This window comes from Paraburkholderia pallida (assembly GCF_004524855.1).
Lineage (GTDB): Bacteria > Pseudomonadota > Gammaproteobacteria > Burkholderiales > Burkholderiaceae > Paraburkholderia > Paraburkholderia oxyphila.
Genome location: NZ_CP038148.1, coordinates 1,420,270 through 1,447,141, shown reverse-complemented (window position 1 = coordinate 1,447,141; position 26,872 = coordinate 1,420,270). Strand labels below are relative to the sequence as shown.

Below are 26,872 nucleotides of genomic sequence, written 5' to 3'. Positions count from 1 at the left end.
CGGTACTCGTATTCGTCTGGGCGCGAGCGCAGCGCGTGCGCGCGAGAGGCGCCCTCAAGGGGCCGGTCCGGCCGCCTTCGCGCGGTCGGGAAAGCCCTATTGTAAGCCACATAGTTGCTGGGCGGCGGCCGCGCGCATGGTGCGCGCCCCGCCCGCCCCGAGGAGATCGAATGATCGAAATCGCCTGTAGCAAGCCGCTTTGGCGCGACGGCGCCGCTGCCGGGGCGGCTGAAGCGCCGCCCATCGCCCTCGCGCGCGACGCGGCGCAAGCAGTCGCAGTCGCTCCCGTTGCAAGCGCAGAGCGCGCCGAGGCACGGCACGGCGTCATGCCGCGCGAACGCCTGCTCGAATCCGGGGCGGCCGCGCTCTCCGACCTCGAACTGGTCGCGCTCCTGCTCGGCTCGGGATTGCCGGGCTATGACGTGTTCGACGTTGCGCGGTCGCTGCTCGGGCACTTCGGGTCGCTGCGCGCCATGCTCGACGCGCAGCGCGAGGAATTCGAGAGCCTGCGCGGCATCGGGCCAGCCAAGGCTTCGACGCTCGTCGCCGTACTCGAGCTCGCCCGGCGCGCGCTCGCCGAGCAACTGGAAGAAAAGCCGCTGATCGATTCGCCCGGCGCGGTGGAAGACTATCTTCGCCTGCTGATCGGCGGACGGGGCTATGAAGTGTTCGTCTGCCTTTTTCTCGACGTGCGACATCGGCTGATCCGCACCGAAGAGAGCACGCGCGGCTCGCTCACGCGCATGGCGGTCTATCCGCGCGAAATCGTCCGGCGCGCACTGATGCTCAATGCCGCCAGCCTGATCGTCGCGCACAATCATCCCTCGGGCGCGGTCCAGCCGAGCGCGAGCGACCGGCGCCTGACACGGGTGCTGCGCGAAACGCTCGCACTCGTGGAAGTCCAGCTCGTGGACCATCTGATCATCGGCACGCAGGAGACGTTTTCGTTTGCCCGCCACGGCCTCGATTGATCCATCAGCATCGGAACCCATTTTGCAATGGCCTGGCCTATGCACCGACACCACGGCACTTGCAAATCGGGTTTGATTTTCCAGGCATTTTTCTGCTAGACTTACGGTTTGCCTATTTCCAACCCTGTTCCGAAGCCCGTCGCGGCATTCCAGGGGAAATATGGCCTGGGTTCGAGGTTGTCTCTCATCCATACGTGAGCGCGCTCTTATTCCGGCCATTTCTCGCCTGGGAAACTTAAGCGGCTCTCGAACTCAGAATTTCCGTAGGAGTGCACTCATGGCACGTGTATGCCAAGTCACTGGGAAAGCGCCGATGAGCGGCAACAACGTTTCCCACGCTAACAACAAAACCAAGCGCCGTTTCCTCCCGAACCTGCAAAACCGCCGGTTCTGGGTTGAAAGCGAAAACCGTTGGGTGCGTCTGCGCATCTCGAACGCAGGCCTGCGCCTGATCGACAAGAACGGCATCGACTCCGTGCTCGCAGACCTGCGCGCACGCGGCGAAATCTAAGGAGTAAATCATGGCCAAGGGTATTCGCGACAAGATCAAGCTCGAGTCGACCGCAGGCACGGGTCACTTCTACACGACCACCAAGAACAAGCGCAACATGCCGGAAAAAATGTCGATCAAGAAGTTCGACCCGGTTGTTCGCAAGCACGTCGAGTACAAGGAAACCAAGATCAAGTAATTGATCGGGTTTCGAGCCAGACGAAGACAGAAAAACCCCGCCTCTTGGCGGGGTTTTTCTTTTTGCGCCGCAAGTGCGGCTTTTCGTCCGCTCCCCTCTCGGAGTATGCTTGCCGATTCACCCGCCGCCTGTGCGCACGTCACCGGCAAAAGGCGCCGCAGCGCGGCTCCAGGTGGCACGAAGCAGCAAAACAAGAGAGACGGAGAGGCAGGACCATGAATTTCGATGTAGCGATCGTCGGCAGCGGGCTGGCGGGACTGAGCGTCGCACTGAACCTCGCGGACACGCGCCGCGTGGTGCTGATCGCCAAGCGCGCGATGACCGAGGGCGCGAGCGACCGGGCGCAGGGCGGCATCGCCGCAGTGCTCGATTCGGCCGACAGCGTGGAGAACCATGTGGACGACACGCTCGTCGCCGGCGGCGGCCTGTGCGACGAGGCGGCCACGCGCTATATCGTCGAGCATGGGCGCGAAGCCATCGAGTGGCTGATCGGCCAGGACGTGCCGTTCACGAAGGACGCCGCCGCCGAGCTCGGCTTCCATCTCACGCGCGAGGGCGGCCATAGCCACCGGCGCATCATCCACGCCGCCGACGCCACCGGCCACGCTGTCGTGCAGACGCTGCTCGAGCGCGCGCGTCAGCATCCGAACATCACGATCCTCGAAGACCACCAGGCGATCGACGTCATCACGTCCGATCGTCTCGGCCTGCCGGGCCGCCGCTGCCATGGCCTCTACGCGCTCGATCTGCAGAACGACCGCACGGTGACGATCCAGGCGCCGCACACGGTGCTGGCCACGGGCGGCGCAGGCAAGGTCTACCTCTACACGACCAACCCCGACACGGCCACCGGCGACGGCATTGCCATGGCCTGGCGCGCGGGCTGCCGCGTGGCGAACATGGAGTTCATCCAGTTCCACCCCACTTGCCTCTTCCACCCGCACGCGAAGTCGTTCCTGATTTCCGAAGCCGTGCGCGGCGAAGGCGGCGTGCTGCGGCTGCCCGACGGCACGCGTTTCATGCCCGCACACGACGCGCGCGCGGAGCTCGCGCCACGCGACATCGTCGCCCGCGCGATCGACTTCGAGATCAAGAAGCACGGCATCGACTGCGTGCATCTCGACATCAGCCATCAGCCGGCCGCGTTTCTCGAAGAGCACTTTCCGACGATCCTCGCGCGCTGCCGCGAGTTCGGCATCGACATCACGAAGGAGCCGATCCCCGTCGTGCCCGCCGCGCACTACACCTGCGGCGGCGTCGTGACCGACCTGGCCGGCCGCACCGACCTCGCGGGGCTCTACGCCGTCGGCGAAACGTCGTACACGGGCCTGCATGGCGCCAACCGGCTCGCCAGCAACTCGCTGCTCGAATGCCTCGTGATCGGCCGTTCGGCCGCCGAGGCGATCGAGGCCGAAGGCTTCGGCGCGGGCGCGCACGCCCCGCTGCCCGACTGGGACGAAAGCCGCGTCTCCGACTCCGACGAGGAAGTCGTGGTCGCGCACAACTGGGACGAGCTGCGCCGCCTCATGTGGAACTACGTGGGCATCGTGCGCACGGACAAGCGCCTCGAGCGCGCGCAACACCGCCTCGCACTGCTGCGCGACGAGATTCTCGAGTACTACGCGAACTTCCGCGTGACGCGCGATCTGCTGGAGCTGCGCAATCTGGTCGACGTGGCGTCGCTGATCGTCGAGAGCGCGCGCTCGCGCCGCGAGAGCCGCGGCCTGCACTACAGCCGCGACTGGCCGGGCACGCTCCCCAAGGCGCTGCCAAGCGTGCTCTCGCCGGAGCGCGTGCGCAATCGCACCGTGGCGTAAAGCAACGGGACAAGGGCGCGATGGCACGACGGCTCACCGGCCCCTTCGGCCCTGCGTGGCCCAGCAAAAAGGCCACCTCTCGCGAGGTGGCCTTTGTTCATTCGGCGCTTGAAACGCGGCGCGCTCAGACGATCCGCATCGAGTAGTCCGTGGCCCGCACGTCCTTGGTCAGCGCGCCGATCGAAACGCGGTCCACGCCCGTTTCCGCAATCGTGCGCACCGTGTCGAAGTTCACGCCGCCCGAGACTTCGAGCACCGCGCGCCCCGCCGTGCGCTTGACCGCCTCGCGCATCATCTCGAACGAGAAGTTGTCGAGCAGCACCGACTTCGCGCCATGCGCGAGCGCCACATCGAGCTGTTCGAGCGTCTCGACTTCGATCTGGATCGGCACGCCCGCATCGAGGGCCATCGCCGCGTCCATCGCCGCGCCGACACCGCCCGCCGCCGCGATGTGGTTTTCCTTGATCAGGATGCCGTCGTAAAGCGCGAGCCGCTGGTTGGCGCCGCCGCCCACACGCACCGCGTACTTCTGGGCGAGGCGCAGGCCGGGCAGCGTCTTGCGCGTGTCGAGGATGCGCGCCTGGGTATGCGCAATCATGTCGACGTAGCGGCGCGTCACGCTCGCCACGCCCGAGAGCAGCTGCAGAAAATTCATCGCGTTGCGCTCGGCCGTGAGCAGCGAGCGCGCCGGGCCGCGCAGCGAGCACACGATGGTGTCCGCCGCCATGCGTTCGCCCTCGCGATAGTGCCAGCGCACCTCGATCCGCGGATCGACGCGCTTGACCACGCCATCGAACCACATCACGCCGCACAGCACCGCGTCCTCGCGCAAGATGATGCGCGCGTCGCGCACTTCGTCCGCGGGCACGAGGCGACCCGTCTGGTCGACGGGCCCGACGTCTTCCTCGAGCGCATCCGCCACATTGCGCGCGATCGCGGCATCGAACGCTGCACCATACTGCGCACGCACTTCGTCGAGCACGGGCGCGACGGCCTCCGCTGCGCGCAACTCCCGCGCGCCTTCCTTCAAATTCGTCATCAGGCCGCCCCCACCTGCGAAAACAACGCCGTGTCGCGCGCGAGGTCGCCGCTCGCCTGGACGCGGCGCTTGTGCTCGGCCGCGAAGGCGAGCATGCGGTCGATCGGCAGGCGCGCCCGCTCGCCAAGCGCAGCGTCGACGAAGATCTCGTTGTGGCCGCGCTCGAGCACGTCGGCGAGATTCGTGAGGCCGTTCATGGCCATCCACGGGCAATGTGCGCAGCTCTTGCAGGTCGCGCTGTTGCCGGCCGTGGGCGCCTCGATGAAGGTCTTGCCCGGCGCGGCAAGGCGCATCTTGTGCAGGATGCCGAGATCGGTCGCGACGATGAAACGCTGCGCGTCGAGCTTCACCGCGGCGTCGATCAACTGCGTGGTCGAGCCGACCACGTCCGCCAGCGCGACCACGGCCTCGGGCGACTCGGGGTGCACGAGCACCTTGGCGTCGGGATACTCGGCGCGCAGCAGATCGAGCTCGATGCCCTTGAACTCGTCGTGCACGAGGCACGAGCCCTGCCACAGCAGCATGTCGGCGCCGGTCTTCTTCTGGATGTAGTTGCCCAGATGGCGGTCCGGTGCCCAGAGGATCTTCTCGCCCTTCGCGTGCAGATCGGCCACGATCTCGAGGCCGATCGACGACGTGACCATCCAGTCCGCGCGCGCCTTCACGGCGGCGCTGGTGTTCGCGTAGACCACCACGGTGCGATCGGGATGCGCATCGCAGAACGCGGAGAACTCGTCGACGGGACAACCGAGGTCGAGCGAGCAGGTCGCGTCGAGGTCCGGCATCAGGATGCGCTTGTTCGGGCTCAGAATCTTGGCGGTCTCACCCATGAAGCGCACGCCAGCCACGACGAGCGTCTGCGCTTCGTGATCGCGGCCAAAGCGCGCCATCTCGAGCGAATCGGCCACGCAGCCGCCCGTTTCGTCCGCCAGCTCCTGCAATTCAGGATCGACATAATAGTGCGCGACTAGCACCGCCTTTTCGCGCTTGAGCAACGCGCGAATGCGCTCCTTCAATGCAACGCGCTCTGCCGCGCTGGGTGCGTCGGGCACCTTCGCCCACGCCTGTCCGACGCTGCAGACGGCACCCTGCGGCCGGTCATATTCGACCTTCCTGATTGCCTGACTCATGATCTCCTCTGTCGGCCAAAGTTCGAGCAACGCTCGTGACTCCGACCCCATGCTCTAGTTGCAGCCCTGCCGATCGCCACGGCTTCAGATCGGTGCATGACACCGGCTTTTCCGCGGCCCCAAAAGAAAAACCCCGCCAGCGCGGGGTTTTGTGACGTACCTGGATTCTAATGGATTTTTTCGAGATTCACGCAGGGCGCATTGGCCACCGCGAACCTGCGAATCCGCAGAATCAGGCGTAGCGACGCAGACGCGACGCGAATTCCTGGAGCGCCTTGATGCCGCTTTGCTCGGCGCGATGGCACCAATCCTGGAGCTGCGTGAGCAACTGTTCGCGCGAGGCGCTCGAACGCTCCCAGATTGCCGCGAGTTCGCTGCGCAACTCGATGTACGTGCGCAGCTTCTGGCTGTTCGCGAAGATCTGCGGCAACTGGCGCTTTTGCGGCTCGTTCAGGCTGGCTTCTTCCTTGTCGAACCACTTGCGCGCGCCGCGCATGACCTTGTACTTCTCGCGCTCGCCCACTTCCTTCAGATGCGCGAGCTCCTGGCGATACGCCTGCTTCACGGCCTTCGCGTAGCTCGCCATCACTTCATAGCGGTTCGAGAGCACGGCCTGGAGCGTCTCGTGGTCGGCCACGAGCTTGCCCTTGGTGAGGCGCGGCGTGGGCGCAACCTTCTTGACCTTCGCGAGACCGACGGCCTGCATCATGCGGATGTACATCCAGCCGATGTCGAACTCGTACCACTTGTTCGAGAGCTTCGCGGAAGTCGCGAAGGTGTGGTGATTGTTATGCAGCTCCTCGCCGCCGATGATGATGCCGATCGGCAGAAGGTTCGTGCTCGCATCCGACGAGTTGAAGTTGCGATAGCCCCAGAAGTGGCCAAGGCCGTTCACGACGCCGGCGGCCCAGAACGGGATCCACGCCATCTGCACGGCCCACACGGACAGGCCGACCACGCCGAACAGCGCGACGTCGATCACCATCATGATGCTCACGCCGAGGATCGGGTAGCGCGTGTAGACGTTGCGCTCCATCCAGTCGTTGGGCGTGCCATGGCTGAAACGGCGCAGCGTCTCTTCGTTCTTCGCTTCGGCGCGATAGAGCTCGGCGCCTTCGAGCAGCACCTTCCAGATGCCGCGCGTTTGCGGGCTGTGCGGATCTTCTTCGGTCTCGCACTTGGCGTGGTGCTTGCGGTGGATGGCGGCCCACTGGCCCGTGAGCATGCCCGTGGTCATCCACAGCCAGAAACGGAAGAAGTGGCTGGCGATCGGGTGCAAATCGAGCGCGCGGTGCGCCTGGCAGCGGTGCAGATACACCGTCACGCCGATGATCGTGATGTGGGTGGCCACGGCCACGAACAGCACGATCTGCCACCACGAGAAATGCAGCACCCCGTGGGCGAGGAAATCAAGCAGGGAATTCAACAAGGTATGTACCCGTGAAACGAAGCGCGCCGCCCTTTCAGCACCGCGCCGATGTCAAGAAAATGAAAGTGACCAGAAGGGGTTGGACGGCATTCTACTAGAACCGTTCCAAGTGTTTGTAACAAATAGAGATTTTTTTCCCTAATGGCGGCCGAGTCAATCTCTGGATCGCTTTTTGTGACGGTTTGCCACACTTCCTGAAGCCTTTTCTGTGCCTTCCGGCCCCATCTAGCCTTTCGCCGCCTGGCGTCACGATCAGAATGACAGGTACGCCTTAACCTCACCTTAAGTGGCTCGAACGCCCCGCTGCGGCCGAGGCACGTGCTGCGGCATCCGCACCCCATTTTCATCAGGCGGCACATACGACGCGGGGCCGTCCAGTCTGCACCGGACGGCCCCGCGTTTTTACCCACTACCGCTCGCTTATTCCAGCGCGGCGTCGGGCTCGCTGGCCTCGGACTCCTGCGCGCGGGCAATGGCGTCGGCGGCTTCGGTTTCCGCGGCTGCCTCGTCCGGCGTCGTGGCGGCGCCCGCCTTCTTCGCCTTGGGCTGTGCCTCGCCGCGGCGCTCGAGCACGGCGGCAAAGAAGCCGTCCGTCGCGTGGCGGTGCGGCCACATCGAGAGGTACTCGCCGGTGTCGAGGCCCACGCGCTGGTCCGCGAGCGCCTCGCGCGCGCTCACCAGTACGAAATCCGGATGCGCCTCGAGGAACTGCTTCACGACCGCCTCGTTCTCGGCTTCGAGAATGCTGCAGGTCGCGTAGACGAGACGGCCGCCACGCTTGAGCAGGCGCGCCGCGCTCGTAAGAATTGAAAGCTGCTTGGGCGCGAGCTCGGCGATCGACTCCGGCGACTGGCGCCACTTGAGGTCGGGGTTGCGGCGCAGGGTGCCGAGCCCCGAGCACGGCGCGTCCACGAGCACGCGGTCGATCTTGCCGATCAGGCGCTTGATCTTGGCGTCGTGCTCGCTGTCGATCAGCACCGGATTGACGTTGGAGAGGCCGCTGCGCGCGAGGCGTGGCTTGAGCTTGGCAAGGCGCTTCTCGGACACGTCGAAGGCGTAAAGGCGGCCCGTCGAGCGCATCATCGCGCCAAGCGCCAGCGTCTTGCCGCCCGCGCCCGCGCAGAAGTCCACCACCATCTCGCCGCGTCGCGGGGCGACGAGCGAGCACAGCAGCTGGCTGCCTTCGTCCTGCACCTCGAACCAGCCGTCCTTGAACGCGTCGAGCTTGGAGAGCGCGGGCTTGCCGGTCACGCGCACGCCGAACGGCGCGAACGGCGTCTCGCCCGCTTCGATGCCGGACTCGGCCAGCGCGCGCAGCAGTTCGTCACGATTGGCCTTGATCGGGTTCGCGCGCAGGTCGAGCGGCGCCGGATAATTCAAGGCGGCGGCCAGCTGAGCGAGCTCGGCGGCGTCGAAGCGCGTTTCCAGCGCCTTCATGATCCACTCGGGCAAATTGAGCTGCACACGCTGCGGCAGGCTCGCCGGATCGATCTTCGCGACGTGCTCGAGCCAGCTGGCCTCGGCGTCGGAGACGAACGGGCGGATGGCCGAACGGCCAGCGGTCGCCATCAGGCCGAGCAGCGTGAGGCGCCGCGTCGGGCTGCCGGTGCCGCTCTCTGCCAGGTGCGCGAACTCCATGCGCCGGCGCAGCACCGCGAACACCGCCTCGGCGATCACGCCGCGCTCGGCATGGCCGAGCTTCGGGTGCTCGCGGAAGAAACGGCTCGTCACCGCGTCGGCGGGACCCGTGAACTTGAGGACGTCGGCCAGCAACGTCTCGGTTTGTCCAATCAGAAAACCATGCAGCCTCATGCGCCCTCCCCGGCGGTTTGTGCGTTCGCGTTCATATCGTCAAGGAAGAGCCACTGGGGCTCGGGTGGCGTGAGCGTCACGCGCTCGCCGTCGAGCGCGAGGCGCCCTTCGACGAACCAGCGCACCGCACGCGGATAAATCACGTGTTCGGTCTTGAGCACGCGCGCGGCGAGCGCCGCGGCGTCGTCGCCCGTGCGCACCGGCACGACCGACTGCGCCACGATCGGGCCATGATCGAGCGTCGGCGTGACAAAATGGACCGTGGCGCCATGCACGCGGCAGCCCGCGTCGAGCGCCTTCTCGTGCGTCTTCAAGCCCGGAAAGCTCGGCAGCAACGAAGGATGAATATTGAGCATGCGACCCGAATAATGCTGCACGAAGCCCTCGGTCAGCACGCGCATGAAGCCGGCGAGCACGACGAGGTCCGGCGCATGGCCGTCGATCGCCTGGGCGAGCGCCGCATCAAAGGAGGCGCGATCGGGATACTGGCGGTGGTCGACGACCGCCGTGGCAATGCCGTGCGACGCCGCGAACGCAAGGCCCGCGGCGTCGGGACGGTTGGCAATCACGGCGGCGACGCGCGCCGGCCAGGCCTCGCTCGCGCATGCGCGCACGATGGCCTCCATGTTGCTGCCCCGCCCCGAAATCAGAATGACGAGATTTTTCATCCGCGGATTTTATCATCGGGGAAGGCGTTGGACGCTCGCGCGGCGGCGATCGTCGTCGCGTGCGTTTATAATCTCCTGTTTAGTCGCGGCCGTGGCCGCATAACCGGTCTCGATCGGCGCGCATGGCCCGCGCGCACTTTTCCAGGTTCCCTCAGGTTCCTCCAGGTTCCGCTATCGTGAGAGTCTTCCGCGGTCTTCCCAACGCCGAAAGCCGAGCGCCCTGCGCGCTCACCATCGGCAACTTCGACGGTGTCCACCGCGGGCATCAGGCATTGCTCGCGCGCGTGCGCGAAGCCGCCGACGCGCGCGGTCTGCCCGTCTGCGTGATGACCTTCGAGCCGCATCCGCGCGAGTTCTTCAATCCGGCCAGCGCCCCGCCGCGCATCGCCATGCTGCGCGACAAGCTCGAAGCGCTGCGCGAGAACGGCGTGGACCGCGTCGTGGTCGAGCACTTCAACCATACGTTCGCGAGCCAGTCGCCCGATGCGTTCGTCGAGCGCATCATCGTGGGCGGCCTGCACGCGCGCTGGATGATGATCGGCGACGACTTCCGCTACGGCGCGAAACGCGCGGGCGACTTCGCCTCGCTGCAGGCCGCGGGCCGCGAGCACGGCTTCGAAGTCGAGCAGATGGCGACCGTGGCCGACCCCTCGGGCGTGCGCATCTCCAGCTCCGCCGTGCGCACGCAGCTCGCAGCGGGCGACCTCGACGCGGCGCGCGCCTCGCTCGGCCGCGGCTATGAAATCAGCGGGCACGTCACCCACGGCCTGAAGCTCGGCCGCGATCTCGGCTTTCCCACGCTGAACCTGCCGATCGGCCACAAGCGCCCGGCGCTCAAGGGCATCTTCGTCGTGCAGGTGCACGGTATCGCCGACCATCCGCTGCCCGGCGTCGCGAGCCTCGGCCTGCGCCCGACGGTGGACGACTCGGGCCGCGTGCTGCTCGAAGTGCATTTGCTCGACTGGCACGGCGACGCCTACGGCAAGCTCGTGCGCGTCGAGTTCCTCAAGAAGTTGCGCGACGAGGAGAAGTTCGCCGACCTCGAAACGCTTACCGCCGCGATTGCACGCGACGTGACGAACGCCCGCGCGTGGTTCGCCGCCGCAGGCATCGATGTAACCGGCAGCCGCTCCACCGGCTTCGCCACCTCGGCCACCGACCGAATTAGGTGACCTGCGGCCCGTGCGTGCGCGCCCTTGGCGTGCGCGGCGCGGGTTGCCCCGCCCCCAGGCGCCGCGAGCGAACTTACAGCCGCGTGCGGCGCCCGAGGCGACGGTTGCGCGGCCTGGCCGCAATGCTGACGCCGAGCATCCCCCGAATTCCACGTGATCTCACCATGAGCGACAAGAAAGCATCCTCCGGCAAAGCCGCGCAGAAGTCCGAATCGAAGTACCCCGTCAATCTTCTGGACACCCCGTTCCCGATGCGCGGCGACCTGCCCAAGCGCGAGCCGCAATGGGTCAAGGAGTGGGAAGAAAAAGGCGTCTACAAGCAGATCCGCGAAGCCTCGAAGGGCCGCAAGAAGTTCATCCTGCACGACGGCCCGCCGTATGCGAACGGTGACATCCACCTCGGCCACGCGGTCAACAAGATCCTGAAGGACATGATCGTCAAGGCGCGCAATCTCGCGGGCTACGACGCGGTCTACGTGCCGGGCTGGGACTGCCACGGCATGCCGATCGAAATCCAGATCGAGAAGCAGTTCGGCAAGTCACTGCCGGCCCAGGAAGTGATGCAGAAGGCGCGCGAGTACGCCGCGGGCCAGATCGAGACGCAAAAGGCTGGCTTCAAGCGCCTCGGTGTGCTCGGCGACTGGGACAACCCGTACAAGACGATGAACTTCGTGAACGAGGCGGGCGAGATCCGCGCGCTCGCGAAGATCATCGAGAAGGGCTACGTGTTCCGGGGCCTGAAGCCCGTGAACTGGTGCTTCGACTGCGGCTCGGCGCTCGCCGAGGCTGAGGTCGAGTACAAGGACAAGACCGATCCGACCATCGACGTGCTGTTCCCGTTCGCGCAGCCCGAGCAGACGGCAAAGGCGTTCGGCCTCGCCGCCCTGCCGCGCGAGGAAGGCGGCATCGTGATCTGGACCACCACGCCCTGGACCATCCCGTCGAACCAGGCGCTCAACGTGCACCCGGAGATCGACTACGCGCTCGTCGACACCGAGCGCGGTCTCCTGATCCTGGCCGTTGAGCGCGTCGAAGCCTGCATGAAGGACTTCGGCCTGACCGGCAAGATCATCGCCACCACGAAGGGCGAGAAGCTTTCGCTCCTGCGTTTCAATCACCCGCTCGCCTCGGCGCATCCGGGCTACAAGCGCACCTCGCCCATCTATCTGGGCGACTACGTCACAACCGACACCGGCACGGGCATCGTGCACTCGGCGCCCGCCTACGGCGTGGAAGACTTCGTGTCGTGCAAGGCGCATGGCATGGCCGACTCCGACATCATCAGCCCGGTGATGGGCGACGGCCGCTACATCGAATCGCTGCCCCTGTTCGGCGGCCTCACGATCTGGGCCGCGAACCCGAAGATCGTCGACGCGCTCGACGCCTCCGGCACCCTGCTGCGCAGCGAAAAGTACCTGCACAGCTACATGCACTGCTGGCGCCACAAGACGCCCATCATCTACCGCGCCACCTCGCAGTGGTTCGCGGGCATGGACGTCACGCCCAAGGACGGCGGCAAGACGCTGCGCGAGACGGCGCTCGAAGGCATCGAGGCGACGGCGTTCTACCCGTCGTGGGGCAAGCAGCGCCTCTATTCGATGATCGCAAACCGCCCCGACTGGACGCTCTCGCGCCAGCGCCAATGGGGCGTGCCGATGGCGTTCTTCGTGCACAAGGAAACCGGCGAACTGCATCCGCGCACGCTGGAGCTGCTCGAGGAAGTGGCGAAGCGCGTGGAGAAGGCAGGCATCGAGGCCTGGCAGACGCTCGATCCGCGCGAGCTGATCGGCGACGACGCCAACATGTACGAGAAGAACCGCGACACGCTCGACGTGTGGTTCGACTCGGGCACGACGCACTGGCACGTGCTGCGCGGCTCGCACAAGGACGAGCTCCAGTTCCCGGCCGACCTCTATCTGGAAGGCTCGGACCAGCACCGCGGCTGGTTCCACTCGTCGCTGCTGACGGCCTCGATGCTCGACGGCCGCCCGCCCTACAACGCCCTGCTCACGCACGGCTTCACCGTCGACGGCGAAGGCCGCAAGATGTCGAAGTCGCTTGGCAACGGCGTCGATCCGCATGAGGTCGCGAACCGTCTGGGCGCGGAAATCATCCGCCTGTGGATTGCCTCGACCGACTACTCGGGCGAGCTGGCGATCTCCGAGGAAATTCTCAAGCGCGTGACGGAAGGCTATCGCCGCATCCGCAACACGCTGCGCTTCCTGCTCTCGAACCTCTCGGACTTCGACTTCGAGAAGCACGCGCTGCCCGCCGACCAGTGGCTCGAAATCGACCGCTACGCCGTCGCGCTCACGCACACGCTGCAAAGCGACGTGCTGGCCCACTACGACCGCTACGAGTTCCACCCGGTCGTGGCCAAGCTCCAGACGTTCTGCTCGGAAGACCTGGGCGGCTTCTATCTGGACGTGCTCAAGGACCGCCTGTACACGAGCGCGCCGGATTCGGCCGCGCGCCGCGCCGCGCAAACCGCGCTGCACCACATCACGCACAGCCTGCTGCGCATCCTTGCGCCGTTCCTCTCGTTCACGGCCGAGGAAGCCTGGAAGGTGTTCCAGCCGCAAAGCACGACCATCTTCACCGAGACGTTCCACGCGTTCCCGGACATCGCCCAGGCGCCCGAGCTGATCGCCAAGTGGACGCTGCTGCGCGACGTGCGCGGCAACGTGACGAAGGCGCTCGAAGAGGCGCGCGTGGCGAACCAGATCGGCTCGTCGCTGCAGGCCGAGGTGCGCATTCTGGCCAGCGGCGCGCGCTACGATGCACTCGCCACGCTCGGCGACGACCTCAAGTTCGTGCTGATCACCTCGGCGGCCGAAATCGTCAAGGTGGAGAGCGAAGCCGACGAAGGCGTCGAAGTCGTCACCTCGAAGTACCTCAAGTGCGAGCGCTGCTGGCACTACCGCGAAGACGTCGGCGCGAACGCGGAGCACCCGGGCCTGTGCGGCCGCTGCGTGGTCAATCTGTTCGGCAACGGCGAAGCGCGGAGCGCGGCATAATGGCCAAGACGACCCTGCCGAAACAGTCGAAGTCGAGCGGTGCGAACGGAGCGCGCGGCACGCTCGTGCCGTGGCTCGGCATCGCGGTGATCGTGATCCTCGCCGACCAGCTCACGAAGATCGCCATCTCCAAGGTGTTCAGCTACGGCGAGGGCCGCGTGATCACGCCGTTCTTCAACCTCGTGCTCGTCTACAACAAGGGGGCGGCGTTCAGCTTCCTCGCGGCGGCGGGCGGCTGGCAGCGCTGGGCCTTCACGGCGCTCGGCGTGGTCGCGGCGCTGGTGATCTGCTACCTGCTCAAGCGCCATGCGGGGCAGCGCCTGTTCTGCACCGCGCTCGCGCTGATCCTCGGCGGCGCGCTCGGCAACGTGCTCGACCGCCTGATGTACGGCCATGTGATCGACTTCCTCGACTTCCACCTGGGTTCGTCGCACTGGCCGGCGTTCAACGTTGCCGATAGCGCGATCACCGTTGGCGCCATCCTGCTGGTGTTCGACGAATTGCGGCGCGTGCGCAGCGCGCGCTGATCGTCACTAATGCGTGTCTCGGAGAAAGGGGAGACCTGACTTGAACACCTCCGCTGCAAACCCCGGTGAATTGGCTGGGCGCCACCTCGTGCTCGGCATGACGGGTGGCATCGCCTGCTACAAGATCGCGGAGCTCACGCGCCTGTTGACCAAGGCCGGCGCGACCGTGCAAATCGTGATGACCGAGGCGGCCACGCAGTTCATCACGCCGGTCACGATGCAGGCGCTCTCGGGGCGGCCCGTCTACACGAGCCAGTGGGACGGTCGCGTGCCCAACAACATGGCGCACATCGACCTCTCGCGCGACGCGGATGCCATCGTCATCGCGCCCGCCTCCACCGACTTCCTCGCGAAGCTCGCGCACGGTTTCGCCGACGACCTGCTCTCCACGCTGTGCGTCGCGCGCGACTGCCCGCTGCTGGTCGTGCCGGCCATGAACCGGCAGATGTGGGGCAACCCGGCCACGCAGCGCAACGTCGCGCAACTGCGCGCGGACGGCATCGAAACGCTCGGCCCCGACTCAGGGCCGCAGGCTTGCGGCGAGGTCGGTGACGGGCGCATGCTGGAGCCGGAAGCGATCTACGAGGCCATCGTCGCGTTCTTCGCGCCGAAGGTGCTGGCAGGCCGTAAGCTGCTGATCACGGCAGGACCGACTTTCGAGCCGCTCGACCCGGTGCGCGGCATCACGAACCGTTCGAGCGGCAAGATGGGCTTCGCGCTCGCGCGCGCGGCGCAGCAGGCCGGCGCCCACGTGCACCTGATCGCGGGCCCCGTTGCGCTGCCCACGCCGTGGGGCGTCTGGCGCGAAGACGTGCAGACCGCGCAGCAGATGTACGACGCGGTGATGCGCGAGGCGAGCGATGCCGATGTCTTCATCGGCGTGGCGGCGGTGGCCGACTGGCGCGTCGACCACGTCGCCGAGCACAAGATCAAGAAAACCGCCGAGCACCGCATGCCGACGTTCAGTTTCGTCGAGAACCCCGACATTCTGGCTTCGGTCGCGGCCATGGCGAATCCGCCGTTTTGCGTGGGGTTCGCCGCCGAAAGCGGCGACCTCGACGTGCACGGGGAAGAAAAGCGCGCACGCAAGAAAGTGCCGCTCTTGATCGGCAATCTCGGCCCGCTCACGTTCGGCCGGGACGACAACGAAGTCGTGCTGTTCGAGGCCGGCGGCCGCACGCCGCTGCCGCGCGCGGCCAAGCAAGCGCTCGCGCAGACGCTGATCGCCGAGATCGCGCGGCGTTTGCCCGACCCGAGCATCATCTCGTGACGCGCGCGCCGGCGCACTTGAGTGCCGGCACGCCGCGCCGCGAACGAAGTGAAGGAGCAGTACTGCCATGACACTGCTTTCCGTGCTGGACCAGTCGCCCGTGATCGCCGGGCACACCGCGGCGGACGCCATTGCCGCCACCGTCGAACTCGCGCAGCTCGCCGACGACCTCGGCTACACGCGCTACTGGTGCGCCGAGCACCATGGCCTGCTGGGCGTGTGCAACCCCGCTCCCGAAGTCATGCTCGCGCGCCTCGGCAGCGTGACGCAGCGCATCCGCATCGGCTCGGGCGGCATCATGCTGCCCTACTACAGCCCGTTCAAGGTCGCCGAGCAGTTCATGATGCTCGAAGCGTTGTTCCCTGGACGCGTCGACCTGGGCGTGGGCCGCGCGCCCGGCGGCGACATGCGCACCGCGCAGGCCGTCGCAGCGGGCGCGTACAACCGCGGCGACCAGTTCACGCAGCAGGTGCAGGATCTCGTCGGCCTGATGGACGGCACGCTCGCCGCCGACCACCTCGCGCACGGCGTCGTGCTGCAGCCGCAGATCGACACGCGCCCGCAACTCTGGGTGCTGGGCTCGAGCGACTTCGGCGGCACGCTCGCGGCGCAGTTGGGCTTGCGTTTCTCGTTCGCGCATTTCATCAACGCGCATTTCGGGCACCTCGTGGCCCATGCCTACCGCGATACCTTCCAGCCGGGCCACGAAGCGAAGCCGTACCTGGCGTGCGCGGTGTTCGCGATCTGCGCCGATACCGAAGCCGAAGCCGCCGACCTCGAAAAGGCCGTCGACCTGCGCCGCGTGCAGATGGCTTACGGCCTGAACGCGCCCATTCCGAGCCTCGAACAGGGCCGCGCGCAGGAATATGGCGAGCGCGAGCAAATCGTGATCGACCGCGAAAAGCCGCGCAGCGTCATCGGCACGCCCGAGAGCGTCGCCGAGCGCCTGCTCGCGCTCAAGGACAGCTTCCGCGCCGACGAGCTCATCGTGCTGACCGTCGCAGGCAGCTACGCGGCGCGCCTGCGCTCCTACGAACTTCTCGCCGAGGCCTTTCAGCTGCCTCGAAACTGACCTAACCCTGACCCCGAGCGAATCGGAGCCTCATGAAAATCGACATCAAGATCCTGAACGAACGCATGCGCGACCAGCTGCCCCACTACGCGACGCCGGGCAGCGCGGGCCTCGACCTGCGCGCCTGCCTCGAAGCGCCGATCACGCTCGAGCCGGGCGAAACGAAGCTCGTGCCGACCGGCCTCGCGATCCATCTGGCCGATCCCGGCTACGCGGCGCTGATCCTGCCGCGCTCGGGCCTCGGCCACAAGCACGGCATCGTGCTCGGCAACCTCGTTGGCCTGATCGACTCCGACTACCAGGGCGAGCTGATGATCTCCACCTGGAACCGCGGCCACACCACGTTCACGCTCAATCCGATGGAGCGCCTCGCGCAACTCGTGATCGTGCCGGTGGTGCAGGCGCAATTCAACATCGTCGACGACTTCGAGCAGAGCGAGCGCGGCGCGGGCGGCTTCGGCAGCACGGGCAAGCACTGAGCGTCACGCACGCGCAGCACGCAACAAAAAAGCACGCCGCGGCGTGCTTTTTTGCTTCTGGAGCGTCTTAGAGCGACCCTTGAGTTTGCGCCGCCGGTTGCAGCCGGCGATACCACAGCGCATACACCACCACGAGCACCGCCAGGAACGCGAGCCCGTACGCCAGCGTCATGCGGAATTCGCGCGTGAACGCCGTGCCGAACAGGATGCCGAGCATCAGCAGCGCGCCCAGCACGCTCGTGAACGGAAAGCCCCACATGCGGAACTGGAGCGGTGCGCTCCCGTCACGCCCATGACGCATGCGGAAGAAAATCTGCGTCACGAAGATCATAAGCCACGTGAACATCGCGCCGAACATCGCGATCGACATCATCAGCGTGAACGCCGCCTGCGGCCAGAGCGCGTTGAGCACGGCCGCCACCGCAATACCGATGGTCGAAAGCGAGAGCGCCGCCGTCGGCACGCCCTGGCGCGTGAGGCGCCCGAACGCCGCCGGCGCGTAGCCGGCGCGCGAGAGGCTGAACATCATGCGCGTGGTGATATAGAGCTGGCTGTTCATGGCCGAGAGCGCCGCAACGAGCACGATGAAGTTGATCGCGCCGGCCGCGTACGGCACGCCGGTCTCGGCCATCACCTTCACGAACGGGCTCTCGTTGCCGCCCGCCTGCGTCCAGGGGACGATGGCCAGCATGAGCGCGAGCGTGAGCAGATAGAACAGCACGAGGCGCAGCACCGTGGCGCGGAACGCGCGCGTGACGGCGCGTGCCGGGTCCCTGGCTTCCGCCGCGGCAACCGCGATCGTTTCCACGCCCAGATAGCTGAAAAGCGAAACAATCGTGCCCACCCAGACGCCCCACCAGCCCTTCGGCATCAGGCCACCGTGCGACGTATAGTTCGCCAACCCCACGCCCGAAGCGGCGGGGGCGCGCCACACGAACCAGGCGCCCAGCACGATGAAGGCCACGATCGCGGCAATCTTGAGGCTGGAAAAGAGATACTCGATGGTGCCGTAGGCGCGCACGCTCATGGCGTTCACGACGATCAGCGCCGCCGAGAACCCGACGATCCAGTAGAGTCCCGGCACGTGCGGGAACCAGAACTTCATGTAGATGGCGATGGCCGCGACTTCGGTGCCCACGGCGAGCACATAGGCGGACCAGTACGCGTAGCGCACGACGAAGCCGGCGAGCGGGCCGATATAGTGCTCGGCATACGCGCCGAACGAGCCCGACGTGGGATGCGCGACAGTCATCTCGGCCAGCGCGCCCATCAGCAGCAAGGCGATCAGCGCGCCGATGGCGTAGGACACGAGCACGCCCGGCCCGGCAAAACTGATGGCAAAACCGCTGCCGAGAAAGAGCCCCGTGCCCACCGCGCCGCCGATGGCGATCATCGTCATCTGGCCCGCGGACAAGCCCTGGCGCAGCCCCTGCTCGCGCTCGACGATAGAGTCGAACGCGCCCGATTTACGTGGTACCACAATTGCACCCCTGCTTTGCGCAGACGCTCGGAGGCGCTGCGCGTGAAAACGCCGACGGCGAGATAAACCCTTATTTTACTTTGTGGCGGCTCATCGGCCTTGGCGCCGCGGTTCCGGTTCGCGCAACGGGTGATCCAAATTATTTCGGACTCCTGATATTTATCCTCAAAATAAAACGGCGTAGCCCATATCGAGCTACGCCGTTGCGCCTTGAGGCTTGCGCGCTTTTCGCGCCGCTTACTCCACTTCCACCGCTTCCGGATTGCGCGGCGCCGGCTGCGCGTCGAACGTGAGCTGGATCTTGTCCTCGGCGTCCACGTCCACGGTCACGCGGCCGCCGTTCACGAGCTTGCCGAACAGCAGTTCGTCGGCGAGCGCACGGCGGATCGTGTCCTGGATCAGGCGCTGCATCGGCCGCGCGCCCATGAGCGGGTCGAAACCGTGCTTGGCCAGATGCTTGCGCAGCGCGTCGGTGAAGAGCGCGTCGACCTTCTTCTCATGCAGCTGGTCTTCCAGCTGCATGAGGAACTTGTCGACCACGCGCATGATGATTTCCTCATCGAGCGCACGGAAGCTGATCGTCTGGTCGAGCCGGTTGCGGAACTCGGGCGTGAACAGCCGCTTGATGTCGGCCATTTCGTCGCCCTGCTCGCGCCGGGTCGTGAAACCGATCGTCGACTTGTTCATCGTGTCGGCACCCGCGTTCGTCGTCATGATGATGATGACGTTGCGGAAGTCCGCCTTGCGGCCGTTGTTGTCGGTCAGCGTGCCATGGTCCATCACCTGCAGCAGCACGTTGAAGATGTCCGGGTGCGCCTTCTCGATTTCGTCGAGCAACAGCACGCAGTGCGGCTTCTTCGTGACGGCTTCGGTGAGCAGACCGCCCTGGTCGAACCCCACATAGCCCGGCGGCGCGCCAATCAGACGGCTCACCGCATGGCGCTCCATGTACTCCGACATGTCGAAGCGGATCAGCTCGATGCCGAGCGTGAACGCGAGCTGGCGCGCCACTTCGGTCTTGCCAACGCCGGTCGGGCCGGAGAACAGGAACGAGCCGATCGGCTTGTCGGTCTTGCCCAGACCCGCGCGCGCCATCTTGATCGAAGCCGCGAGCGCGTCGATGGCGGGGTCCTGGCCGAACACCACGGCCTTCAGATCGCGGTCGAGCGTCTGCAACTTGCTGCGATCGTCCTGCGACACGCTTTGCGCCGGCACGCGCGCGATCTTCGAGATGATCTCTTCGATCTCGCTCTTACCGATGGTCTTCTTCTGCTTGGACTTCGGCAGGATGCGCTGCGCCGCACCCGCTTCGTCGATCACGTCGATCGCCTTGTCGGGCAAATGACGGTCGGTGATGAAGCGTGCCGAAAGCTCAGCCGCCGCATTGAGCGCGCCCGACGAATACTTCACGCCGTGGTGCTCCTCGAAGCGCGACTTCAGACCCCGCAGGATCGCGACCGTCTGCTCGACCGTGGGCTCGACCACATCGACCTTCTGGAAACGACGCGACAACGCCGCGTCTTTCTCGAAGATGCCACGGTATTCCGTGAAGGTGGTCGCGCCGATGCACTTGAGCGTGCCCGACGACAGCGCCGGCTTGAGCAGGTTCGACGCATCGAGCGTGCCACCCGAAGCGGCGCCCGCGCCGATCAGCGTATGAATCTCGTCGATGAACAGAATCGCGTGCGGACGCTCCTTGAGTTCCTTGAGCACCGTCTTCAGACGCTGCTCGAAGTCGCCGCGATATTTCGTGCCCGCCAGCAGCGCGCCCATGTCGAGCGAGTAGACCTGCGCATCCGCGAGAATGTCCGGCACTTCGCCACGCGTGATGCGCCAGGCGAGGCCTTCCGCGATCGCGGTCTTGCCGACACCGGCTTCACCCACGAGCAGCGGATTGTTCTTGCGGCGGCGGCACAGCACCTGCACCACGCGCTCGACTTCCGACTCGCGGCCGATCAGCGGATCGATGCGCCCGTCCTTCGCCATCTGGTTCAGATTCTGCGTGAACTGGGCGAGCGGGGTTTCCTTCTGGCCTGCCGCGTCTTCGGCTTCGGCATTCGCGTCGCTGGCCTTGGCGGCTTCGCCACTGCCGGTCTTCGCGATGCCGTGCGAAATGAAATTCACCACGTCCAGACGCGTGACGCCCTGCTGCTGCAGGTAGTACACCGCGTGCGAGTCCTTCTCGCCGAAGATCGCGACCAGCACGTTCGCGCCCGTGACTTCCTTCTTGCCGTTGGAAGTGGACTGCACGTGCATGATCGCGCGCTGGATCACGCGCTGGAACCCGAGCGTCGGCTGCGTATCGACGTCGTCCGTGCCGGGAACCGTAGGGGTGTTGTCGTGAATAAAGTTGCGCAGGTTCTGTCGCAGGTCTTCGATATTCGCGGCGCACGCTCGCAGCACTTCCGCCGCCGTTGGGTTATCCAACAGCGCCAGCAACAAGTGCTCGACCGTAATGAACTCATGCCGCGCCTGACGTGCTTCCATGAACGCCATGTGCAGGCTGACTTCCAGTTCCTGGGCAATCATGCTTCCTCCATCACACACTGCAGCGGATGTCCCGCTTGCCTTGCATGGGTAACGACTTGCTCAACCTTGGTCGACGCGATGTCCCGCGTATAGACCCCACAAACGCCCCTGCCCTCGCGATGCACCTTCAACATGATCTGTGTTGCGGTCTCGCGGTCCTTATTGAAATATTCCTGCACGACCATCACGACGAATTCCATCGGCGTGTAGTCGTCGTTCATCAGCACGACCTTGTACATGGAGGGCGGTTTGACCTTTTGCTCCTGCCGCTCCACTACAGTTGAATCCTGCTTGTCCGGGATAATTGCCATACACCCATTCTAAACAACTCGGACAGGCCCGCAATCCTGCCGAAACCCGACCGGCCGTCCGGTGAACCGGGCCGCTGCGCCTCGCGGACAATCCTGGCGCAGATCCCCGTTCCGGACTCGATCAGCCTCGCCCAAGCCACACTTCAAACCACACTGTGCCAGGCGCCCGGCTGCGGGGCCGGTTCGAACCATTGTGCCAGCAGCTTTCGGGCCACCGTCGAATCGAGTATCGCACAACCGGCGCGAGCACGTGGGCAGCTACTGTCGGCATCCGCACGCACGCTGTCAGATTTCGTGCTGCGGTGCATCCCATGTGAGTCGATTATGCGACTTTTCAAGACAGGTCGTGCAACTCGGAACGGATAAAAAACGAACCCGATGAATGCGTCGACAACCGGCTGCGATTCCTGACGGACAGAGGCGCAAGAAAAGCCGGAAAAACCCTGGAAATGCGTTCTTTACAACGCGCCAGGGAACGTCTCAAAATATTCTTGACAGCAGAATAAAGAGCCTCAACAATCAAGCTGGCACTTTTTTCAACCGCCTTTATTTTCGAAAAAATGCCGTTGGTGAGCTTGTGAGGAGGGGGCGGTCGCAACATGCGATCTGTTAGCTTTTCGAACTGCTCGTGGTAGTGACATGAGTTACAGGGGAAGTTGGTATGGCAACCGGTACGGTCAAGTGGTTCAACGACGCGAAGGGTTTCGGATTCATCACGCCGGATGAAGGCGGCGAGGATCTGTTCGCTCACTTTTCGGCCATCCAGATGAATGGCTTCAAGACCCTCAAAGAAGGTCAGAAGGTGAGCTTCGAGGTCGTGCAAGGCCCGAAGGGTAAGCAGGCATCGAACATTCAGGCAGCGGCCTGATCTGTTCGGTACTTGTACCTGAGAAAGAAACCCGGCTTAGGCCGGGTTTCTTTTTGGGCAAACGCCCGGGCGCGTCAAACCATTCGTTCGACACCGCGCCCGCCCGCTTTCACGCGGATTTCACCATGCGTGCGCTAGATCACGCGCAGCGTGCCCATCATGCCGAGGTCCTCGTGCTCGAGGATGTGGCAATGGAACATGCGCTCGCCCGCGGCGTGCTGCACGGTCGCGATCCGCACGCTTTCCCCCGGCTGCACATTGACGGTATCGCGCCATGCGAGATACGGCTCGTCCGCGCGCACGCCGCCCGTCTCGCGCGAGAGCACCTGGAACTGCGTGCCGTGCAGATGGAACGGATGGTCCATGTCCGTGTGGTTCGCAATCGTCCACTGCTCGACTTCGCCGCGGCGGCTCGTGAGCGTGATGCGCGCGGGATCGTATGTCTCACCGTTGATCATGAATTGCATGCCTTGGGGCATCCCCGATTTTGATGCACCTGGCTGGTGCATCGCGTGCATGTCCATGGCTTCGCTGAATACCACCGATTTTTGCGGGAGCGATGCCGCGGGCGAGCCGCCCGGCGCCAACGGCGCAAGCGCGCGCAATTGCGCTGGAAGCGCGAGCATCGGCGCCTCGCCACGCGGCGCGAATTGCACCTGCGCCAGCGCGACCGTTAGCGTGGGCGGCAGGCTGCCGTGCGACATCGCCATCTTGCGCCGGTCGTACTGCGCGGCCATCAGGCGTGCACGCGACGCGCTCCGCCCCGCGCGCACGATCAGCTCGGCGCGCTCGCCCGGCGCGAGCAGCAGCGAGGTCACTCCCTCGCGCGGCGCGGCAAGCAGGCCGCCATCGGTGCCAATGTGCGCAAAGGCGCGGCCGTCGTCGAATGCAAGTTGCACATAGCGCGCGCTGCAGCCGTTCCAGACGCGCCAGCGCTCGTCGCGCACGACTTCGATGCGCGCCTCGCGCGCGCCGTTCACGAGCGCGAACTGGCCTTCGCGGCCGTTCATCCAGTCCATCATGCCGTTCGCGGGAATCGTGCCGTCGGCGGCAAGCTTGAGGTCGGAGACGAACAGGTGGCGCTCGGGCCAGGCGGCAAGCGGGTCGTCGGCGGCGCGCACGACGATCGGGCCCGCGAGCCCGCGAAACACCTGCTCGGACGCGAGCATGTGCGGATGCGGGTGATACCAGTAGGTGCCGGCACTGCCCTCGGGCAGCGTAAACCGATAAACGCGTTCGGCGCCCGGCGCCACGAGGTTCATCGGATTGCCGTCCTGATCGGGCGGCACGGGCAGGCCATGCCAGTGGATCGTGGACGGTTGCGGCAGCCGGTTGACGAAGCGGATCTCGACCGTGTCGCCTTCGCGCACGTCGATCATTGGGCCGATCCCGGGGCCGGTCTCGTCACCCTGCCCGGCGGTGCCCGCGTCGTATTGCCAGAAAGTGGTCGGCGCCTGGCCAGCGAGCAATGGCCGCGCCACGGGCCGGGCGATCAACGTCGCGCGGAAATGCCCCGCTTCGCGGCTCTCGTTCTCGAGCGTGCGCAGCGCAGCCAGCGGCGCGCCGGCGGGCAAGGCGTCGGCAGCCGCAAGCGGCGCCTGCGCGTGCATCATGGCGCCGGACATCGCGCCCATCTCGCCCATGCCGGACATGCCATGCATCGCGTGCCCGCTCTCCTGGGCCCATAGCGGGCGCGCAAACAGCGACGCCGTAGCGGCGCTCAACGCGCCGGACAAAAAAGTTCTGCGTTTCATCGATGAAATCCTCAAACACACCTGACGACGCGACGCGCAATGAGAGCGCGGCGCGCGTGCGGCCAATGGCTTCGCGTGCGCACCACTGCGCGACGAAGCCCCTCGGGCATGCATCGGGCCGACTCCGCCAAGACACGGAGTGCCCGCGTTCAGACGATCGGAGGCGGTAACGGAGGCGCGTGGGTGATACCGGCGCGCAATGCGCTGGCAAGCGCAAAACGTGGAGAGCGGCCGGGCAGGCCTGCACCAATGCGCGTTCCGGTAGGCGACGCGCCGCAATGCACGCAGCAACCCACGGCACAACCGCTCGCGTGGCCAATGCAGCCGCTGTGCGAGCCAGCGTGTTCCGTTACGCCGCAATGATCGCCCGTCGCGACGACCGAGTGCGCGGCAAGCGGAACAGGCGACAAGCCTGCACCTCGCTGCATGGACTCGCACGCGCTCGCGCCACTCATGGCGAAGAGCGCAAGCAGCCCAACAAGGAGGAGACGACACAGGACAGTCATGCTTGGCGAAGCGGCGAAGGAACTCAATTGATGCACATCATGATAGCGCACAGTCGCTTCGTGACACGCGCCAGATCGTACCGCGGCCGCGAGTACGACAAGGAAACCGCGAGACGTGCTCGATAAGATCGTTGCGGGCTCGCCGGCCTGAAAAAGTGCCATGCAAGTGCCATGTTCCGGCGAGCGCTGCCCATACAAAAACGGAGCACCCCTAATCATGTCACTGAAATCCGTACGCGTTGCCACGCTCCTTTCTGCTCTGCTCGTTGCCGCCTGCTCGACCACCCTCACGAATTCCCCCACTTCCGCCACCGGTGAAGCGTCTTCGCGCGCACAACTCGAACAGGCGGCCCGCAAAGCCTTGAATACGCTCTACGAGACCACGCCGGCCGCCAGGGCGCTTGGATCGAAGTCCGCCGGCATCCTGGTCTTTCCCAGTGTCCTGAAGGCGGGTTTCCTGCTCGGCGGCTCGGGCGGCAACGGCGTGCTGTTCTCGGCTCAGGGCGAAGTCCTGGGCTATTACAACTCCAGCACGCTCTCGTGGGGTCTGCAGGCAGGCGCCCAGGACTTTTCCGAAGCCATGTTTCTGACGACGCCTCAATCGATGCAGTATCTCAATAGCTCCGAAGGCTGGTCGGTCGGCGTCGGGCCGAGCGTCGTCGTTGCCGATTCGGGCATGGCCACGGACTTCAGCACCACCACCGCACGCTCCGACGTCTACGCATTCATTTACGGTCAATCCGGCATCATGGCCGGACTCGGCGTACAAGGGCAGAAGATTACGCGCCTCAGCGATTAAGCATTCGCCGCCCCGGGACTCGGATCATGCCGCATACCAGATTTCGCAGATAACACTATCTCGATAAGTTCGCAGTTCGAAATAATTCAAGATAGACACCAGACAAGGAGAAATGAAAAAACCCCGACAGCCATTTCGGTCTGCCGGGGTTTGGGTCGTCAATGGTGCGAACGTGCAGCGTTTCGCTTACAGATTGTCGATCATCACCTGCCCGAAAGCCGAGCACGACACCTGCGTCGCCCCTTCCATGAGCCGCGCGAAGTCATAGGTCACGCGCTTTTGCAGGATCGACTTCTCCATCGAAGCGATGATGAGATCCGCCGCCTCAGTCCAGCCGAGGTGGCGCAGCATCATTTCCGCCGAAAGAATCTCGGAGCCCGGATTCACGTAATCCTTGCCCGCATACTTGGGCGCGGTGCCGTGCGTCGCTTCGAACATCGCCACCGAATCCGACATATTCGCGCCCGGCGCGATGCCGATGCCGCCCACTTGCGCCGCCAGCGCGTCGGAGATGTAGTCGCCGTTCAGATTCAGCGTGGCGATCACGTCGTACTCGGCCGGACGCAGCAAGATCTGCTGAAGGAACGCATCGGCGATCACGTCCTTGATCACGATGTCTGCACCCGTCTTCGGATTCTTGATCTTCATCCACGGGCCGCCGTCGATGAGCTCCGCCGCGAATTCCTTTTGCGCGAGCGCGTAGCCGTAGTCGCGGAACGCGCCTTCGGTGAACTTCATGATGTTGCCCTTGTGCACGAGCGTCACCGAGCGGCGCTCGTTGTCGATCGCGTACTGGATCGCCTTGCGCACGAGCCGCTCCGTGCCTTCGCGCGAGACCGGCTTGATCCCCAAGCCCGAACTCTCCGGGAAGCGGATTTTCGAGACGCCCATCTCTTCGCGCAGAAACTTGATGATCTTCTTCGCGCCTTCCGATTCCGCCGGCCACTCGATACCCGCGTAGATGTCTTCCGAATTCTCGCGGAAGATCACCATGTTGACCTTCTCGGGTGCGCGCACCGGCGAAGGCACGCCCTTGAAGTACTGCACCGGACGCAGACACACGTAGAGGTCGAGTTGCTGGCGCAGCGCCACGTTCAGCGAACGGATGCCGCCGCCCACCGGCGTCGTGAGCGGCCCCTTGATCGACACGACGTATTCCTTCACGACTTCGAGCGTCTCGTCGGGCAGCCAGACGTCCGGGCCGTAGACGCGCGTGGCCTTCTCGCCCGCGTAGATCTCCATCCAGTGAATCTTGCGCTTGCCCGCGTAGGCCTTCTGGACCGCCGCATCGACCACCTTGAGCATGACCGGCGTGATATCGACGCCGGTGCCGTCACCCTCGATGTACGGGATGATCGGCTGATCGGAGACATTGAGCGAGAAATCCGGATTGACGGTGATCTTCTCACCGCTAGCCGGGACCTTGATGTGCTGATACGGCATGATCAACTCCAGTAGAGGGATCGGTCTGTCGACCGCGATTTGAATCGAAAACGGTTGCGCCGGCTGCGGGCCCGATCCGGACAGACTCGA

22 protein-coding genes are annotated in these 26,872 nt (G+C 65.3%); 12 read left to right on the top strand and 10 right to left on the bottom strand.

Going from position 1 to position 26,872, the window contains the following annotated elements; genetic code table 11:
- The first annotated feature begins 170 nt into the window (after positions 1–170).
- The 4 genes from radC (at position 171) to nadB (ending at position 3,477) form a co-directional block, all read left to right on the top strand.
- Complete coding sequence (gene radC, locus E1956_RS06540; RefSeq protein WP_167759980.1) at positions 171–971, top strand: RadC family protein; 801 nt, start codon at positions 171–173, stop codon at positions 969–971.
- Between the two features lie 277 nt (positions 972–1,248).
- On the top strand, positions 1,249–1,482 hold the full coding sequence (gene rpmB / locus E1956_RS06535) for a 50S ribosomal protein L28 (RefSeq protein WP_027817503.1): 234 nt from the start codon (positions 1,249–1,251) through the stop codon (positions 1,480–1,482).
- Positions 1,483–1,492: 10 nt separating this feature from the next.
- A complete protein-coding gene (gene rpmG / locus E1956_RS06530) occupies positions 1,493–1,660 on the top strand; it encodes a 50S ribosomal protein L33 (protein WP_027817504.1) in 168 nt (55 codons plus the stop codon).
- A 215-nt stretch (positions 1,661–1,875) separates the two neighbouring features.
- Positions 1,876–3,477: an L-aspartate oxidase gene (gene nadB / locus E1956_RS06525; RefSeq protein ID WP_134747889.1), complete on the top strand. Its 1,602-nt coding sequence runs from the start codon at positions 1,876–1,878 to the stop codon at positions 3,475–3,477.
- Positions 3,478–3,601: 124 nt separating this feature from the next.
- Here the strand turns inward: nadB and nadC are convergent, their stop codons facing one another.
- From nadC to purN, 5 genes are all read right to left on the bottom strand, one after another.
- Entirely contained in the window at positions 3,602–4,516 is a 915-nt protein-coding gene (nadC, locus tag E1956_RS06520; protein ID WP_134747888.1) for a carboxylating nicotinate-nucleotide diphosphorylase, read from the bottom strand.
- On the bottom strand, positions 4,516–5,646 hold the full coding sequence (gene nadA / locus E1956_RS06515) for a quinolinate synthase NadA (RefSeq protein ID WP_134747887.1): 1,131 nt from the start codon (positions 5,644–5,646) through the stop codon (positions 4,516–4,518). The genes nadC and nadA overlap by 1 nt, the downstream gene beginning before the upstream one ends.
- 232 nt (positions 5,647–5,878) lie before the next feature.
- Entirely contained in the window at positions 5,879–7,075 is a 1,197-nt protein-coding gene (locus E1956_RS06510; protein ID WP_134747886.1) for a DesA family fatty acid desaturase, read from the bottom strand.
- Between the two features lie 420 nt (positions 7,076–7,495).
- Positions 7,496–8,887, bottom strand: coding sequence for an RsmB/NOP family class I SAM-dependent RNA methyltransferase (locus E1956_RS06505; RefSeq protein ID WP_134747885.1), 1,392 nt, complete (start codon positions 8,885–8,887; stop codon positions 7,496–7,498).
- A complete protein-coding gene (purN, locus tag E1956_RS06500) occupies positions 8,884–9,555 on the bottom strand; it encodes a phosphoribosylglycinamide formyltransferase (protein WP_134747884.1) in 672 nt (223 codons plus the stop codon). The genes E1956_RS06505 and purN overlap by 4 nt, the downstream gene beginning before the upstream one ends.
- Before the next feature lie 176 nt (positions 9,556–9,731).
- On the opposite strand from purN, the gene E1956_RS06495 reads away from it, so the two are divergent.
- The 6 genes from E1956_RS06495 (at position 9,732) to dut (ending at position 17,092) form a co-directional block, all read left to right on the top strand.
- The gene (locus E1956_RS06495; protein WP_028220209.1) at positions 9,732–10,727 is read left to right on the top strand and encodes a bifunctional riboflavin kinase/FAD synthetase; all 996 of its coding nucleotides are present in this window, start codon (positions 9,732–9,734) and stop codon (positions 10,725–10,727) included.
- Positions 10,728–10,891: 164 nt separating this feature from the next.
- Positions 10,892–13,744: an isoleucine--tRNA ligase gene (gene ileS, locus E1956_RS06490; RefSeq protein ID WP_134747883.1), complete on the top strand. Its 2,853-nt coding sequence runs from the start codon at positions 10,892–10,894 to the stop codon at positions 13,742–13,744.
- On the top strand, positions 13,744–14,271 hold the full coding sequence (gene lspA, locus E1956_RS06485; RefSeq protein WP_134747882.1) for a signal peptidase II: 528 nt from the start codon (positions 13,744–13,746) through the stop codon (positions 14,269–14,271). The genes ileS and lspA overlap by 1 nt, the downstream gene beginning before the upstream one ends.
- A gap of 40 nt (positions 14,272–14,311) precedes the next feature.
- On the top strand, positions 14,312–15,541 hold the full coding sequence (coaBC, locus tag E1956_RS06480) for a bifunctional phosphopantothenoylcysteine decarboxylase/phosphopantothenate--cysteine ligase CoaBC (RefSeq protein ID WP_256377763.1): 1,230 nt from the start codon (positions 14,312–14,314) through the stop codon (positions 15,539–15,541).
- Between the two features lie 67 nt (positions 15,542–15,608).
- Entirely contained in the window at positions 15,609–16,613 is a 1,005-nt protein-coding gene (locus E1956_RS06475) for an LLM class flavin-dependent oxidoreductase (RefSeq protein ID WP_134747881.1), read from the top strand.
- A 32-nt stretch (positions 16,614–16,645) separates the two neighbouring features.
- Entirely contained in the window at positions 16,646–17,092 is a 447-nt protein-coding gene (gene dut, locus E1956_RS06470) for a dUTP diphosphatase (protein WP_134747880.1), read from the top strand.
- 67 nt (positions 17,093–17,159) lie between these two features.
- Here the strand turns inward: dut and E1956_RS06465 are convergent, their stop codons facing one another.
- The 3 genes from E1956_RS06465 to clpS form a co-directional block, all read right to left on the bottom strand.
- Positions 17,160–18,572: an amino acid permease gene (locus E1956_RS06465; RefSeq protein ID WP_232071305.1), complete on the bottom strand. Its 1,413-nt coding sequence runs from the start codon at positions 18,570–18,572 to the stop codon at positions 17,160–17,162.
- Between the two features lie 237 nt (positions 18,573–18,809).
- The gene (gene clpA, locus E1956_RS06460) at positions 18,810–21,101 is read right to left on the bottom strand and encodes an ATP-dependent Clp protease ATP-binding subunit ClpA (RefSeq protein WP_028220202.1); all 2,292 of its coding nucleotides are present in this window, start codon (positions 21,099–21,101) and stop codon (positions 18,810–18,812) included.
- Positions 21,098–21,412, bottom strand: coding sequence for an ATP-dependent Clp protease adapter ClpS (gene clpS, locus E1956_RS06455; protein WP_028205276.1), 315 nt, complete (start codon positions 21,410–21,412; stop codon positions 21,098–21,100). Before clpS ends, clpA begins: the two co-directional genes overlap by 4 nt.
- A gap of 661 nt (positions 21,413–22,073) precedes the next feature.
- On the opposite strand from clpS, the gene cspD reads away from it, so the two are divergent.
- Positions 22,074–22,280 carry a cold shock domain-containing protein CspD gene (cspD, locus tag E1956_RS06450; protein ID WP_017776809.1) on the top strand — a complete coding sequence of 69 codons (207 nt, stop codon included), beginning with the start codon at positions 22,074–22,076 and terminating at the stop codon, positions 22,278–22,280.
- Between the two features lie 134 nt (positions 22,281–22,414).
- Here cspD and E1956_RS06445 read toward each other — a convergent pair whose 3' ends face one another.
- Positions 22,415–24,034: a multicopper oxidase family protein gene (locus E1956_RS06445; RefSeq protein ID WP_134747879.1), complete on the bottom strand. Its 1,620-nt coding sequence runs from the start codon at positions 24,032–24,034 to the stop codon at positions 22,415–22,417.
- A 723-nt stretch (positions 24,035–24,757) separates the two neighbouring features.
- Between E1956_RS06445 and E1956_RS06440 the strand changes: the two genes are divergently transcribed.
- Complete coding sequence (locus E1956_RS06440) at positions 24,758–25,339, top strand: lipid-binding SYLF domain-containing protein (protein ID WP_134747878.1); 582 nt, start codon at positions 24,758–24,760, stop codon at positions 25,337–25,339.
- A 186-nt stretch (positions 25,340–25,525) separates the two neighbouring features.
- Here the strand turns inward: E1956_RS06440 and icd are convergent, their stop codons facing one another.
- Positions 25,526–26,782, bottom strand: a complete 1,257-nt coding sequence (gene icd, locus E1956_RS06435) for an NADP-dependent isocitrate dehydrogenase (RefSeq protein WP_134747877.1) — start codon at positions 26,780–26,782, stop codon at positions 25,526–25,528.
- Positions 26,783–26,872 lie beyond the last annotated feature (90 nt).

Coding starts and splice junctions, on each gene's coding strand:
- E1956_RS06445 (WP_134747879.1), bottom strand. CDS start 24,034: ATGAAACGCAGAACTTTTTTGTCCGGCGCGTTGAGCGCCGCTACGGCG.
- icd (WP_134747877.1), bottom strand. CDS start 26,782: ATGCCGTATCAGCACATCAAGGTCCCGGCTAGCGGTGAGAAGATCACC.
- dut (WP_134747880.1), top strand. CDS start 16,646: ATGAAAATCGACATCAAGATCCTGAACGAACGCATGCGCGACCAGCTG.
- rpmB (WP_027817503.1), top strand. CDS start 1,249: ATGGCACGTGTATGCCAAGTCACTGGGAAAGCGCCGATGAGCGGCAAC.
- clpS (WP_028205276.1), bottom strand. CDS start 21,412: ATGGCAATTATCCCGGACAAGCAGGATTCAACTGTAGTGGAGCGGCAG.
- E1956_RS06440 (WP_134747878.1), top strand. CDS start 24,758: ATGTCACTGAAATCCGTACGCGTTGCCACGCTCCTTTCTGCTCTGCTC.
- rpmG (WP_027817504.1), top strand. CDS start 1,493: ATGGCCAAGGGTATTCGCGACAAGATCAAGCTCGAGTCGACCGCAGGC.
- nadA (WP_134747887.1), bottom strand. CDS start 5,646: ATGAGTCAGGCAATCAGGAAGGTCGAATATGACCGGCCGCAGGGTGCC.
- nadB (WP_134747889.1), top strand. CDS start 1,876: ATGAATTTCGATGTAGCGATCGTCGGCAGCGGGCTGGCGGGACTGAGC.
- purN (WP_134747884.1), bottom strand. CDS start 9,555: ATGAAAAATCTCGTCATTCTGATTTCGGGGCGGGGCAGCAACATGGAG.
- radC (WP_167759980.1), top strand. CDS start 171: ATGATCGAAATCGCCTGTAGCAAGCCGCTTTGGCGCGACGGCGCCGCT.
- cspD (WP_017776809.1), top strand. CDS start 22,074: ATGGCAACCGGTACGGTCAAGTGGTTCAACGACGCGAAGGGTTTCGGA.
- nadC (WP_134747888.1), bottom strand. CDS start 4,516: ATGACGAATTTGAAGGAAGGCGCGCGGGAGTTGCGCGCAGCGGAGGCC.
- E1956_RS06475 (WP_134747881.1), top strand. CDS start 15,609: ATGACACTGCTTTCCGTGCTGGACCAGTCGCCCGTGATCGCCGGGCAC.
- clpA (WP_028220202.1), bottom strand. CDS start 21,101: ATGATTGCCCAGGAACTGGAAGTCAGCCTGCACATGGCGTTCATGGAA.
- E1956_RS06505 (WP_134747885.1), bottom strand. CDS start 8,887: ATGAGGCTGCATGGTTTTCTGATTGGACAAACCGAGACGTTGCTGGCC.
- ileS (WP_134747883.1), top strand. CDS start 10,892: ATGAGCGACAAGAAAGCATCCTCCGGCAAAGCCGCGCAGAAGTCCGAA.
- lspA (WP_134747882.1), top strand. CDS start 13,744: ATGGCCAAGACGACCCTGCCGAAACAGTCGAAGTCGAGCGGTGCGAAC.